The organism is Microbacterium sp. NPDC055502 (assembly GCF_053643635.1).
Genome location: NZ_JBSHKJ010000001.1, coordinates 889902 through 903347, shown reverse-complemented (window position 1 = coordinate 903347; position 13446 = coordinate 889902). Strand labels below are relative to the sequence as shown.

15 protein-coding genes are annotated in these 13446 nt (G+C 71.2%); 9 read left to right on the top strand and 6 right to left on the bottom strand.

Annotated elements, in window-relative coordinates; all coding sequences use genetic code 11:
- Window positions 1–118: 118 nt before the first annotated feature.
- Window positions 119–586, bottom strand: a complete 468-nt coding sequence (locus ACWH95_RS04520) for an Lrp/AsnC family transcriptional regulator (RefSeq protein WP_136029008.1) — start codon at window positions 584–586, stop codon at window positions 119–121.
- 112 nt (window positions 587–698) lie between these two features.
- Between ACWH95_RS04520 and ACWH95_RS04515 the strand changes: the two genes are divergently transcribed.
- Entirely contained in the window at window positions 699–1940 is a 1242-nt protein-coding gene (locus tag ACWH95_RS04515; RefSeq protein WP_136029006.1) for a trans-sulfuration enzyme family protein, read from the top strand.
- Window positions 1941–2124: 184 nt separating this feature from the next.
- Window positions 2125–3552: a hypothetical protein gene (locus ACWH95_RS04510; protein ID WP_454120263.1), complete on the top strand. Its 1428-nt coding sequence runs from the start codon at window positions 2125–2127 to the stop codon at window positions 3550–3552.
- Window positions 3553–3604: 52 nt separating this feature from the next.
- On the opposite strand, the gene ACWH95_RS04505 is transcribed toward ACWH95_RS04510, so the two are convergent.
- Window positions 3605–4078, bottom strand: a complete 474-nt coding sequence (locus tag ACWH95_RS04505; protein ID WP_136029001.1) for an acyl-CoA thioesterase — start codon at window positions 4076–4078, stop codon at window positions 3605–3607.
- 137 nt (window positions 4079–4215) lie between these two features.
- On the opposite strand from ACWH95_RS04505, the gene ACWH95_RS04500 reads away from it, so the two are divergent.
- Complete coding sequence (locus ACWH95_RS04500; protein ID WP_136029000.1) at window positions 4216–4830, top strand: ClpP family protease; 615 nt, start codon at window positions 4216–4218, stop codon at window positions 4828–4830.
- A complete protein-coding gene (locus tag ACWH95_RS04495; RefSeq protein ID WP_136028998.1) occupies window positions 4827–5423 on the top strand; it encodes a ClpP family protease in 597 nt (198 codons plus the stop codon). The genes ACWH95_RS04500 and ACWH95_RS04495 overlap by 4 nt, the downstream gene beginning before the upstream one ends.
- A gap of 117 nt (window positions 5424–5540) precedes the next feature.
- On the opposite strand, the gene ACWH95_RS04490 is transcribed toward ACWH95_RS04495, so the two are convergent.
- Genes ACWH95_RS04490 through ACWH95_RS04480 form a run of 3 tightly spaced genes read right to left on the bottom strand, consistent with a single transcriptional unit; the run spans window position 5541 to window position 7108 of the window.
- Entirely contained in the window at window positions 5541–5900 is a 360-nt protein-coding gene (locus ACWH95_RS04490; protein ID WP_136036392.1) for a helix-turn-helix domain-containing protein, read from the bottom strand.
- Between the two features lie 60 nt (window positions 5901–5960).
- Window positions 5961–6431, bottom strand: a complete 471-nt coding sequence (locus tag ACWH95_RS04485) for a MarR family winged helix-turn-helix transcriptional regulator (RefSeq protein ID WP_136045102.1) — start codon at window positions 6429–6431, stop codon at window positions 5961–5963.
- A gap of 17 nt (window positions 6432–6448) precedes the next feature.
- Complete coding sequence (locus ACWH95_RS04480) at window positions 6449–7108, bottom strand: GTP cyclohydrolase II (RefSeq protein ID WP_136032021.1); 660 nt, start codon at window positions 7106–7108, stop codon at window positions 6449–6451.
- A gap of 87 nt (window positions 7109–7195) precedes the next feature.
- On the opposite strand from ACWH95_RS04480, the gene murJ reads away from it, so the two are divergent.
- The gene (murJ, locus tag ACWH95_RS04475) at window positions 7196–8902 is read left to right on the top strand and encodes a murein biosynthesis integral membrane protein MurJ (RefSeq protein ID WP_454120262.1); all 1707 of its coding nucleotides are present in this window, start codon (window positions 7196–7198) and stop codon (window positions 8900–8902) included.
- Window positions 8903–8911: 9 nt separating this feature from the next.
- Window positions 8912–9751: a sulfurtransferase gene (locus tag ACWH95_RS04470; RefSeq protein ID WP_247982405.1), complete on the top strand. Its 840-nt coding sequence runs from the start codon at window positions 8912–8914 to the stop codon at window positions 9749–9751.
- Here the strand turns inward: ACWH95_RS04470 and ACWH95_RS04465 are convergent.
- Window positions 9739–10671, bottom strand: coding sequence for a hypothetical protein (locus ACWH95_RS04465; RefSeq protein WP_454120261.1), 933 nt, complete (start codon window positions 10669–10671; stop codon window positions 9739–9741). The two genes, ACWH95_RS04470 and ACWH95_RS04465, sit on opposite strands and share 13 nt — an antisense overlap.
- A gap of 288 nt (window positions 10672–10959) precedes the next feature.
- On the opposite strand from ACWH95_RS04465, the gene ACWH95_RS04460 reads away from it, so the two are divergent.
- The 3 genes from ACWH95_RS04460 (at window position 10960) to ACWH95_RS04450 (ending at window position 13443) form a co-directional block, all read left to right on the top strand.
- Complete coding sequence (locus ACWH95_RS04460) at window positions 10960–11604, top strand: acyl-CoA synthetase (RefSeq protein ID WP_136036388.1); 645 nt, start codon at window positions 10960–10962, stop codon at window positions 11602–11604.
- On the top strand, window positions 11601–11963 hold the full coding sequence (locus ACWH95_RS04455) for a hypothetical protein (protein WP_136032030.1): 363 nt from the start codon (window positions 11601–11603) through the stop codon (window positions 11961–11963). Before ACWH95_RS04460 ends, ACWH95_RS04455 begins: the two co-directional genes overlap by 4 nt.
- Before the next feature lie 127 nt (window positions 11964–12090).
- Complete coding sequence (locus tag ACWH95_RS04450; protein ID WP_241115559.1) at window positions 12091–13443, top strand: MFS transporter; 1353 nt, start codon at window positions 12091–12093, stop codon at window positions 13441–13443.
- Window positions 13444–13446 lie beyond the last annotated feature (3 nt).

Below are 13446 nucleotides of genomic sequence, written 5' to 3'. Positions count from 1 at the left end.
TCCCGGTTGGGATCGGGGCAGCGATCGTTGTCGGCATCACGACCAACCGGCTCACTGCGACACAAGTGCGGAGAGAGGCAGAACGGGTAAGAGCGGTCGGTGACGGGAAGGGGATGAGCTAGCGGGGGAGCAGGCCGGTGCCGTCGCGGAGCTCGAACACGAGCTGGGTCTCGGTGCCGCGCACGACCGGGTGGATCGTGATGTGTTCCAGCACGATGTCGCGCAGCGCCGTCGCATCCTCCACCGCGACGTGCACCAGGAAGTCGTCGACGCCCGCGACGTGGAACACCTGCAGCACGCGGGGCACCGCGACCAGGGCGTCGAAGAGCGCCGTCACCTTCGGCCCGGTGTGATTGGCGAGGCGCACCTTGATGATCGCCTGCAGCGGGTATCCGAGCGCCGCGCCGTCGACCCGCACGCGGGTGTCGCGGATGATGCCGCGCTCGCGCAGTGCCCGCACGCGGTGCGCGCACGTGGACTCGGCCAACCCCAGCCGATGCGCGAGAGCCTTGTTCGTGATCTCGGCATCGCGGGTCAGCGCCGCGAGGAGCTCCAGATCGGTCTCGTCGAGTTGCGCTTTCGCCAAGGTGCCGCCCTCCCGCTCGCCGGATGTTGCACAGAATATCGGATGAGGCCTCCTTTCCCGCAGATGCTGTCGAATTCCGGCGGTTCTCTCACGTTTCCGGCAACGTGGAGGCATGACCGCACCGCTGCATCCCGACACGATCGCCGTCCACAGCGGCCGCTCCGACCTGGAGGGGCTCGGCGTCCACGCGCTGCCGATCGACCTGTCCACCACCAACCCGCTGCCCGATGTCGAGCGCGGGGGCGACTCGTACGAGGCCATGGCCACCGGGGGCCGTCCGCCCGCCGATGGCAGCATGGTCTACGCCCGACTCTGGAACCCCACGGTCGCGCGCTTCGAGGAGGCCCTCGCCGAGCTCGAGCACGCGGAGGCCGCGGTCGCGTTCGCGTCGGGCATGGCCGCCATGACCGCGGTGATCCTCGCCCGCACCGGTGCGACGGGCACCCGCCACGTGGTCGCGGTCCGTCCGCTGTACGGCGGCACCGACCACCTGCTGGGCTCGGGGCTGCTCGGCGTCGACACCACGTACTGCCGCCCCGAGGAGGTCGCCGCGTCGATCCGTCCCGACACCGGGCTCGTGGTCGTCGAGACGCCCGCCAACCCCACGCTCGACATCGCCGACATCGCCGACGTGGTGCGCCAGGCCGGCGGCGTCCCGGTCGTGGTCGACAACACGTTCGCCACCCCGGTGCTGCAGAACCCGATCGACCTGGGCGCGGCGATGTCGCTGCACAGCGCCACCAAGTACCTCGGCGGCCACGGCGACGTCATCGCCGGTGTCGTCGCCTGCGACGAGGAGACCGCAGAAGCGCTGCGCCGAGTGCGTGCGGTGACCGGGGGGCTGCTGCACCCGCTCGGCGCATATCTCCTCCACCGCGGGCTCACGACCCTGCCCGTGCGCGTGCGGCAGCAGCAGGACACTGCTCGCCGCCTCGTGCAGTGGCTGATCGACCGACCAGAGGTCGCCGAGGTCTTCTACCCGGGGCTCGACGGGGATCCCCGCGGGATCCTCGGCCGGCAGATGCGCGGCACGGGCGCCATGATCGCGATGCGGATGCGGGGCGGGTACGCGGCGGCGTCGGCGGTGGCGTCGGCGACCTCGCTGTTCACGCACGCCGTGTCGCTCGGGGGCGTGGACTCGCTGATCCAGCACCCTGCCGCTCTCACGCACCGTCCGGTGCCCCCGGAGGCACGACCCGCCGCCGACGTGCTGCGGCTGTCGATCGGCCTCGAGAACGCGGACGACCTGATCGCCGACCTGGACCGCGCGTTCGCGGTGCTCGCCGAGCGCTCGACGGGCGAGGGCGCCGGCCCGGTCGCGGTGGCCGGCCGCGGCGCCTCCCTGCCGGGCTAGCGGCGACGGCGCGGGGCGGCGTTCGCGGGGTGGGGGCGCGGACGCCGCTTTGTGCATCCACCACAAGAAACTGAGTCCCGCGTGCGCTGGGACTTGGTATCGTCCGGCAATTCCGGTGCGGCGGGGGACCGGGGCCCTACAGTCGCCCGTGGCAACGACGCCACACACCACCCGGGAGTCCTCAATGACGAGTGCAACACCCCACGCGCACGGCCTCGGCATGCGCATCGCCGTGATCGTGCTCAGCCTGCTGCTGGCCGCCATGATCCTGCTGTTCTTCGCCACCACGAGCAAGATCGCCGCCGGCGCCGCGGAGCTCGCCGACGGCACCACCGCCGCGGAAGACGGGTCGGCGCAGCTCGCGGCCGGTGCCGCCGAACTGTCCGACGGCGCGCAGACCCTCGCCGACGGGACGCAGGATCTCGCCGCGGGTGCCGCGAGCGCCGAGGACGGCTCGCAGAAGCTGAGCGATGGTGCCACCACCGCGGCAGCGGGAGCCACGGCCCTCGCCGCGGGTGCGGGCGACCTCGCCGCGGGCGCCGCGAACGCCGAGGCCGGTGCGAGCCGCCTGAGCGGTGGCGCGCAGACCGCGCTCGCCGGATCGCAGGACCTCGCGGCCGGTGCCGCCGCAGCCGATGCGGGCGCGCAGCAGCTCGTCGCGGGCGCCACCCGGCTGTCGGCGGGCGTGACGGGTGCGCACCAGTACACGACCGGCGTGCTGGCGGGTGCCACCACGCTGAGCGACACCCTCCGCGCCGGAGTGACGACCTCGGTGCAGACGCTCGCCCATCCCGACACGAAGACCGCGCTGCAGAACGCCGCGACGGCCGCTCCCGGGCGCTCGCAGCAGCTCGCGGACAGCCTCGCCGGGATGCTCGCCGCCGACCCGACCAACGTGCAGCTGCAGCAGCTCGCGCAGCTCGCGGCCGGTGTCGATCAGGCCGTCGACGCCCTCGCGGCCCCGGCCGCCGCCGCACCCTCGCTCGCGCAGGGACTCATCGGCGCGGCCGACGGTGCCGCGCGCGTCACGGCCGGGGTCAACGCCATCGCCAACGGCGACCCCGCACTCGGCTGGCCAGGAACGGTCGCCCTGGTCGCTCCGGAGGGCGCCCCCGCGCTCGTCGCCGGCACACAGGCGCTCCAGGCCGGAACCGCCCAGCTCAGCGCCGGAGCCACGAAGCTCACGCAGGGCCTCGGCACGCTCTCGACCGGTGCCTCCACGCTGCACGCCGGCACCGTGCGACTCGACGACGGCGCCGGCCGGCTCGACGAGGGCGCCAGCACCCTGGCCACCGGCATCGGCACGCTGCAGTCCGGCGCGAGTGCCCTCCACACGGGCATGGGCGAGCTGAGCGCCGGAGCCGACGCGGTCGCGGACGGATCGGGCGACCTGGCCGCGGGCGGCGGGACGCTCGAAGCGGGCGCGGCCGACCTCGCCTCCGGCAACGGGCGCATCGCCGACGGCTCCGGCACGCTCGCCACCGCCACGGCGGGCGCCGCGCCGTCGATGCTCCCGTGGATCCTCGGGGTCGCGCTCGCCGGGCTCATCGCGATCGGGTTCTGGGTGGGGCACCGGATCAGCCACCGCCGCGCGCTCGCCCTGGCCGCCTGACCCCTGACCCCTTCTCTTCTGAGCGGACGCCGTTCCCCCCGGCGGCGTCCGCTCAGAGCTTCGGCAGCCGGACCGTCCCGGTGGCGATGCGCTCCGTGGGCATGCGATCGCGGTTGTAGGTGATCTCGCGATAGCCGTGCGGGGTCGGCATCCCGTCCTCGTCCAGGCTCACGAACACGATCTCGTCGATCGTGAGGATGCGCTTGCGGGTGATCATGTTGCGGGCGACCGCGCGCATCGTCAGCGACGTGGTGCCGAACCGCGTCGCCTGCAGGCCGATCTCGATCAGGTCGCCCTGCACCGCCGACGCCTCGAACGTGATCGCGGAGATGTGCTTCGTCACGGCGCGGTAGTTGCCCAGCTGCACGATCGCGTAGATCGCCGCCTCTTCATCGATCCACTTCAGCAGGCTGCCGCCGAACAGCGTGCCGTTCGCGTTGAGGTCTTCGGGGCGCACCCACTTGCGGGTGCGGAAGTTGATCCCGTCTTCCGACCACTGCCATTCCGGTGCCTTCTGTCTCGCCATGTGCTCGAGGCTAGGAGCGTCGTGAGTCGGGGGTGTTACGCGCGGCTTTCGGGCAGCGCACACGCCCTCCGCCCACGGCGGATCCGCCCACGGCGGAGACCGACCCACCGGCTCCCGGAGCGACGGAGGCTGGGGTCATGAGCGACGAGAAACCCATACCCCAGTTCAGCCAGGAAGCCCGGCGCGCGCTCTTCCACGAGCGCGTGCTCGTGCTCGACGGCGCCCTCGACGACGACAACGGCACGCTGCTGATGACGCAGCTGCTCAGCCTCTCGGCAGAAGACCCCGTCGCCGACATCGCCCTGTGGATCCACTCTCCCGGCGGATCCGTGCCGTCGATGCTCGCGATCCGCGACCTCATGCGGCTCGTCCCCAACGACGTCTCGACCCTCGCGCTCGGCCTCGCGTGCAGCGCCGGACAGTTCCTGCTGTCGGCTGGCACACCGGGCAAGCGTCGGGCGCTGCCGCACGCGCGCATCCTCATGCATCAGGGTTCGGCGGGCATCGGCGGATCCGCGGTCGAGATCGAAGCGCAGGCGGACGACCTCCGTCACATGCGCGACACCGTGCTCGGACTCATCGCCCACGACACCGGTCAGCCCGTGGAGCGGATCTTCGAGGACTCCCTGCACGACCGCTGGTACACCGCCACGCAGGCGCAGGAGTACGGCTTCATCGACCGGATCGTGGAGTCGACGGCCGACATCATGCCGCGACGCCGCGCGCGCGTGGGACTGGGGGCGGACGCATGAGCAGCTACACGATCCCCAACGTGATCGCCCAGCACCCCCGCGGCGAGCGGGTCATGGACGTGTACTCGCACCTGCTGGCCGAACGCGTCATCTACCTCGGCACCGGCATCGACGCGGGCGTGGCGAACGCGCTCATCGCACAGCTGCTGCACCTCGACGCCGACAGCCCCGACTCCGCGGTGCAGTTCTACATCAACAGCGAGGGCGGCGATCCCGGGGCGGCGCTCGCGATCTACGACACGATGCAGCACATCCGTCCCCGCATCGCCACGACCTGCGTCGGCCAGGCCATCGGTCCGGCGGCGCTGCTCGTCGCGGCAGGGGCGCCGGGGGAGCGGGCCGCTCTCGCGCACGCGCGCATCGTGCTGCATCAGCCCGCCGGGCAGTCGCGGGGTGCGATCCCCGACCTCATCCTCGCGGCCGACGAGGTGGTGCGGGTGCGGTCCGACATGGAGGCGATCCTGGCCAGGCACAGCGGTCGCACCCTCGAGGAGCTCCGCGTCGACACCGACCGCGACCGGGTGTTCACGGCCGTGGCGGCGAAGGAGTACGGCCTGATCGACACCGTGCTCGGGCCGCGCGACGCGGGGTGACGCCCGGACCCGGGGCCGGCGCTGCGGTGCCGCGTCGGCCCCGGGGCTCCACCGGGCGGCGCGTGCGGGCGGGGCAGGCGTCGCGGGCGACGGCGAACCCGGGCTCCACCGGGGAGGTCAGGCCGCGAGGGCGAAGGCGCCGCGCGAGGCCGAGACCGCAGCCGATGCCGATGCCGAGGCCGCAGTCGCGCGCAGGTCGTCGGCCACGGCGCTGGTCAGCTCGACCAGGCTCGTGTCGAGGGCTCCGGCGATCGCGGCGATCATCTCGCTCGACGGCTCCTTGAGCCCGCGCTCGACCTCGGAGAGGTATTGCGGCGACACCCCGGCCTTCTCGGCGGTGGCGGTGAGGGTCTCCTCGCGGTCGTGCCGCCGACGGCGGAGCTGGTCGCCCAGCAGCTGCCGCCACAGCGGCTCGGGGTCGCTCGGCTGGGGACGGGCGGGACGGGGAGCGCGGGGGAACGGGACGATGTCGGCCATGCCTCACGATAATCCGGGCGCGCGGCGGGGTTCGAGGCGTTCTGCTCAGAGCAGAACGCCTCAGAGTGCGGCGGTCACACCCGGGAGCAGCTTGGTGAGGATCGACTGGAGCTGTTCGCGTTCCGCGGGGGTGAGCGGGTCGAGCACCAGCTCGCGCACCTGCTCCACGTGCACGGGGGCGGCGGTGCGCAGCATCTCCCTGCCCGCGGGGGTGAGCGCGGCCGACAGCGTGCGCTTGTCAGTACTGCACGACGTGCGCTCGACCCAGCCCCGCTCCTCCAGCGAGTCGAGCGCGTGACTCAGCCGCGAACGGCTCAGACCGGCGATGCGTGCGAGTTCCGTCATGGTCACCGCGCCGTCGTCGCGCCCCGCGAGCGTGACCATGATCGCGTAGCGTGCGTGATTCAGGCCCACCTCGTCCTTGAGAGTGCGGTCGAGCACCTGGGGCAGCAGCTGCACGAAGCGGATGACGGGCAGCCACGTCGCCATCTCCGTGTCGTCGAGCCGACGCTCCGAGCGCTGGGCCGTCATGGTGTCCTCCCCGCCGGTCACGCCGCCGACAGGTCGATCGTGTGCGCGGTGTGGTCGCGCTTGGCCTGCAGGTAGCGCGAGTTCGACTCCGACAGGTGCACGCCGGTGGGCACGCGCTCGGTCACGCGGATGCCCAGCGCCTCGAGCTGCACGGCCTTGTCGGGGTTGTTGCTCAGCAGACGGATGCCGTCGACCCCGACGGCGCGGAGCATCTGGGCGGCGACCGTGTAGTCGCGCTCGTCCTCGCCGTGACCCAGGGCGACGTTCGCCTCGTACGTGTCGAGACCGGCGTCCTGCAGCGCGTAGGCGTCGAGCTTGGCGTAGAGGCCGATGCCGCGGCCCTCCTGGCGCAGATACAGCAGGAACCCGCCCTGCTCGGCGATCCGCTCGACCGCTTCGCGCAGCTGGGGGCCGCAGTCGCAGCGCTCGGAGCCGAACACGTCGCCGGTGAGGCACTCGCTGTGCGGGCGGACGAGCGGGGCATCGCCGCCCTCGGCCGCGCGGTCGAGCGCCGCGCGCCAGTCGCCGAGGCCGAGCAGCAGGTGCTCCCGTCCGTCGACCAGTCCGTCGAAGGTCACGACGTCGGCCGTGGTGGTGTACCCGTCGCCGAAGCGCAGCGGCACCCGCACGCGGGTCCGTTCGGTGGCGGCCGGCGCGACGGTTGAACTTTCAATCATGCGGGGTGCAACGCCCGCCGCCCGCTTCTATTCCCGACGGGGTCCGCGAATAAACCCGGGCATCTCGCTACTCGAAGGAGAAGCGACGTGACATCATCGGCCCCCGACGGCGGAACCGAGGAGCGGATGGTCGGGGTGGAACGCGGAAGCATCATGCTCGGAGCGGGCACTCTCGCTTCCCGGGTAACCGGTCTCCTGCGGACGGTCGTTCTCGTTGGTGTGGTCGGCTCGAACAGATCGGCGGTCGCCGACGCGTTCTCCGTGGCGAACCAACTTCCTAACAGCATCTTCGGGCTGATCTCCGTCGGTATCCTCACGGCCGTGATCGTGCCCCAGATCGTCCGAGCATCGCGGCGCCAAGACGGCGAGGAGTTTGTATCGAAGCTGGTCACGATGGGCGGAGCTATTTTCCTGCTGATGACGGGCGCGGCCGTCGTTGTGGCACCCTGGCTGGTCTCCTTGCAGTTGCGCCCTGAGAACACCGCTCAGATCGCCCTCGCCACCGCGTTCGCGTATTGGTGTCTCCCGCAGATCTTCTTCTACGGCTTGTATGCGCTGCTCGGTGAGGTGCTGAATGCCAAGGGCATTTTTGGCCCGTTCGCCTGGGCGCCGGTGGCGAACAACATCTTTTCGATCATCGGATTCCTGCTCATCGGTATGGCATTCGGCGAGAACCTTGCGCGAGTGGCGGAATGGAGCCCGGGCATGATCGCGTCACTAGGCGGCGTAGCGACCGGCGGCATTGCCCTGCAAGCGCTGGTCCTCCTTCTCTTCTGGAGGAGAACCGGTATCCGGCTGGAGATCGACTTCCGGTGGCGGGGCGCCCAGCTGGGCGATCTTGGCCGCGTTGCGAGCTGGACTCTTCTTATGGCATTGGTCAGCCTCGGCGCGGGCTTCTATCAGAGCTGGGTCGCAAACGAGGCATCCGGCCAGGGCGCCGCGTCGGCCGTGATGAGCAATGCCTGGCTCGTCTTCATGCTGCCGTATTCGATCATCGTGCTGTCGATCGGAACCCCCTATTACACGCGATTGTCCGAGCACGCGTCGCTCGGCGCATATCCCGAAATGAGGCGGGACATTTCGCGGAGCATCAGAACGCTGGGGTTCTTCTTGTTCGCAGCACTGGCGGCCTTAGTCGCGGCTGCCGTGCCCGCTTCGCGCGTCTTTACGAATTCGCCACACGATGCAGCGGAGGCCTCTCTCGTCCTTTGTTGCTACTTGTTGAGTCTGGTACCGCTCGCCGTTCTATTTATCGTGCAGCGGACCTTTTATGCGCTCGGAGATACACGTACGCCGTTCTGGTTCACGCTCTTCCAGACCGCAGTCGTGATCGCGACCGCCAGCCTCGCGTGGCTGCTCCATGAGCTGCATATCCTCCCGGTCACATCTCTTGCAGCAGCCGTCGCTCTGGGGCAGTCGGTCGCGTCGATCGGCCAGAGCGCAATCGCCGTGGTGTTGCTCCGGCGGAGACTCGGCGGTCTTCACGTCCAAGATTGGGTTCGCCCACTGGCGCGGTGTCTCTTGGCGGCAGTGCCAGCGACACTCGCGGGGTGGGCGTTGTATCTCGCACTCGGCGGTCAGGCTGGTTGGTTCGTCAGTGACAAGCTCCCGGGTGTTCTCGGGACGATCGCGATCGGTCTGCTCAGTGGGGCGGTCTACGTCTCGGCATTGGCGATGTTCCGCGCACCTGAGCTTGCCGCTGCGCTGGCGCTGATTCGTGCGCGCTTCCCGCGACGCTTCTCGGCCGTGTCGTCGGATGACGCGACGAACCGAAGACGCACGGGGAGTCGGTAGCCTCGCAGCATGAGCGACCTCGTCTCCGCGACCGAACTGCACGACCTCCTCGCCGGTGAGGCGCCCGTCCGCGTGATCGATGTGCGCTGGCGTCTCGATCGACCGGAGGCCGGGCACGCCGACTACCTCACCGGTCACATCCCCGGCGCGGTGTTCGCGGCTCTGGACACGGAGCTGTCCACGCACGGCGAGCCGGACGCGGGGCGCCACCCACTGCCGTCGACCGCCACGCTCCAGGCGGCCGCGCGCCGGTGGGGCGTGCGCGAGGGCGACACGGTCGTGGCGTACGACGACACGAAGGGGCTCGCGGCGGCTCGCGCGTGGTGGCTGCTCCGGCAGGCCGGTGTTCCTGTGCGCGTGCTCGACGGCGGGCTCCGCGCCTGGACGGCCGCCGGGTACGGCACCGCGACCGACGACGTGATCCCGGAGCCGGGCGATGTGGTGCTCGACGAGATCGGCGACGACGCCCTCACGATCGACGAGGCCGCTGCGTTCCCGGAGTCGGGCGTGCTCCTCGACGTGCGCGCGCCCGAGCGCTACCGCGGCGAGACCGAGCCGCTCGACCCGGTGGCCGGACACATCCCCGGTGCCATCAACCTCCCGACCGGTCTGCATCTCGATGCGGACGGCCGGGTGCTCGACCGCGACACCGTGCTCGCCACGCTCGAAGGGGTCGGCGTCACCCGCGGCACCCCTGTTGCGGCGTACTGCGGCTCCGGCGTCACCGCGGCGCACACGGCGCTCGTGCTGCACGAGGTCGGCATCGACGCCCGGGTGTTCCCCGGCTCGTGGAGCCAGTGGTCGAACACCCCCGGTCGTCCGGTCGCGACGGGCGATCAGCCCGGCTGAACCTCCGCGTCCGCGGGCTCGTACCCCCAGCGCAGCTGGAGGGCGCCCGGGCCGAACGCGCGCCGCACCTGGTGCACGGAGGTGCCGCGGGTGAGCGGGACGGGCGAGACCGAGCGGCCGTCCGGGGTCTCCACGACCTCTTCGCACCAGTCGGGCACCGCGTCGGGGTGGAATCGCGTCCACACCAGCAGCTCCCGGCACTGGCGGCCCACCGCGTGCCCGGTGTCGCGCGACGGCGGCGACCCCGGCGGGTACTCCACCGACCACTCGACCATCGCCGTGTCGGGCGCCTCGAGGGGCACGTCCAGCTCGAACAGCGCGCCGTGCACCTCGCCACCCGGGTGCGAGTAGTGGCGGGTGAAACGGCCGCCCGACACCGCCCGAAGGATGGGGGCGGGGGAGGGCAGCCCCGGCATGATCTCCAGGAACGGGATGGCATGGATGGTGCCGGTCGTGGACTGCACGATGCTCCTGGTGGAGCAGAAGGACACGTTGCCTCGCTCGTCGACGTCGGTGACCGAGTGCGTGGTCAGCTCGCGTGACGTGTCGGGATACGGGCTGCCCATCGCCGTGTAGGCGTCGATCACGGCCTGCTCGATCTCGCGGTGGTCGATGGGGAAGCCGCTCACCCCGAGCGGTCCGGTGCGGTTGGGGCGGAGCAGACGGCTGAGTGCGGCGTCCTCCAGGCCGAGCAGGTCCTCGATGTCTGCCAGGGCCGCGAGCGACTGCGCGCCCTCCGGCCGGCGAGACCCGGAGCGCCAGTAGCTCAGCGTGGCCATCGACACCCGGTTGCCGCGTGCCTTGAGCTGGCGTTGCAGCCAGGAGAGCGTCACGGGTCTCGCGTTGATCGCGTCGCGCAGTGCCCTGGCGAAGGCGCTGCGCCCGGGTGGGCGCGGCACGCCACCGTTCGTGTACTCCATCACAACCCCCCGTCCGGTATGTGAAGAACACTTCCCTAGAGTGAGCATAAGACCGCGCGAGCACGCTTCAGGGGACCGAGCGAGCACGTGGGTCACTGGGCTCTGACGTGTGGGGGAGGTGCCCGACCCCGCGACCGTCCGGCCCGACGCAGTGACGCCCCCCGTGCTGCGTATGTCGTGAAGCCCGGCAATCGATCTGGGGAGATCCGCCGGGCTTCACGCGCATCCGCCCGGCGCTGGCGTCTCCCGCCCCCGCGTAGACTGGGGGGAAACCCCGGAGGACTCTGCATGTCTGCCCCTGCTCGCGCGTTCACCATGCGCCACGTGCAACTGCTGCGCGCACTGTTCGCGGCCGTCGCCGCCCTCATGATCACCTTCTCGTCGGATCACTCCGCCCCGGTGGGGCTGTCGGTGTTCAGCGGGTTCGTGCTGGTGACGGCGCTCGTGCACGTGCTGGCCGCCTGGCTGGTGCTGCCCGCGGGTTCGCGCTGGTCCTCCATCCTGCTCGCCGTGGTGAGCGCCCTCGCCGGCATGGCGAGCGGCGTCCCCGCCTGGCGCACGGACGACGTGTTCTTCGTGGTGGTGATCTCGTGGGCGGTGCTCAGCGGCGGGATCGAGCTGCTCGCGGGCATCCGGGCGCGTCGCGTGGGCGGGATGCTCGCCCGCGACGCGATCACGGTCGGCGCGCTGACGCTCCTGCTGGCGGTGGTGATGCTGCTGATCCCGGCCGGGTTCGTGCAGGAGTACACGATCGACGCGGCGGGCACGTTCGTGCTCTCCGGCATCATCCTGGGCGTGGGCATGTTCGGCGGTTATGCGGCGATCGTCGCCGTCTTCCTCGGCATTGCGGGACTGACCCCGAAGCGCGCCGACGCGCCGGAGGTCCCCCACGACGACCAGAGCGAGCCGGTCCAGCACGGAGGAGAGCGATGAGCGACGAGAAGCCCACCCGGCGGGACATCCTGCGTCCGCTCCACCTGCTCGGCATCGCGCTGGGCTGCGGCGTGTTCGCGATGGTGGTCACGCTGGTGTCGACCGGTGCCTTCACCCTGCGCGTGAACACGGCCATCGCGAACGGCACGTACGAAGGGCTCACGCCGCTGGCCCTGAGCCTGGTCGTGGGTGGCTCCGCGTTCATCGTCACCCTGCTGATCCTCGCGATGCTGATCCTCGCGGTCGACCCGGCCGATGTGACCAAGACCATCGACCGGCCGGTGCTGTACGACGCGGAGCCGGGCGAGAAGCCCGACAGCGACGACCAGGCCCCCGGGCGCTCCGGCACCGCGAAGTGACGACCCTCGGCCGCCCGTCCGTCGGAATACTCCGGCGGGCGGGCGGCTTGTGCCTGACGTGAGCACCCCCATCGATCGCGCCTCCGTCGGACTCCGCTCGGAACGCGGACCGGTGCTCGCGGCGCTGATGCTCTCGACGGGTCTCATCGCGATCGACGCCACGATCCTGGCCACCGCCGTGCCCAGCATCGTGCGCGACCTCGGCAGTTACCAGCAGTTCCCGTGGCTCTTCTCGGTGTACCTGCTCGCCCAGGCCGTGAGCGTGCCCATCTACTCGCGCTTCGCGGACACGGTCGGACGCAAGCCCATCATCCTGCTCGGCATCGCCCTGTTCCTGCTCGGCTCGGTCCTCTGCGGTCTCGCGTGGAGCATGCCGGCGCTCATCGCGTTCCGGGTGGTCCAGGGGCTCGGCGCCGGAGCCGTCGCCCCCATGTCGATGACGATCGTCGGCGACATCTACACGGTCGCCGAGCGCGCGAAGGTGCAGGGCTACATCGCCAGCGTGTGGGCGGTGTCGTCGGTGGTCGGACCGGCCCTCGGCGGCGTGTTCGCCCAGCTCGACGCGTGGCGCTGGATCTTCCTGATCAACATCCCCCTGTGCCTGCTCGCCGCGTGGGTGCTGCTGCGGCGGTACACGGAGCAGAAGCAGACGCAACGGCACCGCATCGACTACCTCGGGGCCGTGCTGCTGACGGTCGGCCTGACCGGGGTGATCCTCGGGCTGCTCGAGGGCGGCAACGCCTGGGAGTGGCTGTCGGCGCCGAGCGCGCTGTGCTTCGGGGCGGGGATCGCGGCCCTGGTGCTGTTCGCGCTGGTGGAGCGGCGGGCACCGGAGCCGATCGTCGACCTGCGGCTCGTCTCGCGCCGGCTCATCCTCACCACGACCCTGGTGTCGCTCGGCGTGGGGGCGCTCATGATCGGCGTGACCAGCTTCGCGCCCACCTACCTGGAGGGCTCGCTCGGCATCGTGCCGCTGCTGTCGGGCCTCGCCGTGGCCGCGCTCACGCTCGGGTGGCCCATCGCCGCGGCCAACGTGGGGCGGTTGTACCTGCGCATCGGCTTCCGCCGCACCACGCTGATCGGCATGAGCATCGCCTCGGTCGCGGCGATCGTCCTGGCCTCGGTCGCGTCGTGGCCGAACCCGTACGTGCTCGCCGTGATCGCGTTCGTGCTGGGCTTCGGCCTGGGGTGGAGCGCGGCGCCGACCCTGATCGCCGCGCAGTCGTCGGTGGAGTGGGGTGAGCGCGGTGCCGTGACCGGCATGAACGCGTTCGCCCGCTCGGCAGGCAGCGCGGTCGGGGTGGCCGTGTTCGGGGCGATCTCGAACGCGATCATCTCCCAGGGGGCAGGGCCGGACGACCCCGGCACGATCGTGCACGCGTCGGTCGGGGTGTTCATCGCGGTCGCCCTGACCGCGCTGCTCACCCTGCTCGCGGCGTCGTTCATGCCGCGCGACCGCGTGGAGTCGTACTCCGGCTGACCG

What these genes read in the sequence shown, in the direction of transcription:
- ACWH95_RS04505 (WP_136029001.1), bottom strand. Translation starts at nt 4,078, where the DNA reads ATGGCGAGACAGAAGGCACCGGAATGGCAGTGGTCGGAAGACGGGATC.
- ACWH95_RS04485 (WP_136045102.1), bottom strand. Translation starts at nt 6,431, where the DNA reads ATGACGGCCCAGCGCTCGGAGCGTCGGCTCGACGACACGGAGATGGCG.
- ACWH95_RS04495 (WP_136028998.1), top strand. Translation starts at nt 4,827, where the DNA reads ATGAGCAGCTACACGATCCCCAACGTGATCGCCCAGCACCCCCGCGGC.
- ACWH95_RS04490 (WP_136036392.1), bottom strand. Translation starts at nt 5,900, where the DNA reads ATGGCCGACATCGTCCCGTTCCCCCGCGCTCCCCGTCCCGCCCGTCCC.
- ACWH95_RS04515 (WP_136029006.1), top strand. Translation starts at nt 699, where the DNA reads ATGACCGCACCGCTGCATCCCGACACGATCGCCGTCCACAGCGGCCGC.
- ACWH95_RS04500 (WP_136029000.1), top strand. Translation starts at nt 4,216, where the DNA reads ATGAGCGACGAGAAACCCATACCCCAGTTCAGCCAGGAAGCCCGGCGC.
- ACWH95_RS04480 (WP_136032021.1), bottom strand. Translation starts at nt 7,108, where the DNA reads ATGATTGAAAGTTCAACCGTCGCGCCGGCCGCCACCGAACGGACCCGC.
- ACWH95_RS04460 (WP_136036388.1), top strand. Translation starts at nt 10,960, where the DNA reads ATGTCTGCCCCTGCTCGCGCGTTCACCATGCGCCACGTGCAACTGCTG.
- ACWH95_RS04470 (WP_247982405.1), top strand. Translation starts at nt 8,912, where the DNA reads ATGAGCGACCTCGTCTCCGCGACCGAACTGCACGACCTCCTCGCCGGT.
- ACWH95_RS04450 (WP_241115559.1), top strand. Translation starts at nt 12,091, where the DNA reads ATGCTCTCGACGGGTCTCATCGCGATCGACGCCACGATCCTGGCCACC.
- ACWH95_RS04510 (WP_454120263.1), top strand. Translation starts at nt 2,125, where the DNA reads ATGACGAGTGCAACACCCCACGCGCACGGCCTCGGCATGCGCATCGCC.
- ACWH95_RS04465 (WP_454120261.1), bottom strand. Translation starts at nt 10,671, where the DNA reads ATGGAGTACACGAACGGTGGCGTGCCGCGCCCACCCGGGCGCAGCGCC.
- ACWH95_RS04455 (WP_136032030.1), top strand. Translation starts at nt 11,601, where the DNA reads ATGAGCGACGAGAAGCCCACCCGGCGGGACATCCTGCGTCCGCTCCAC.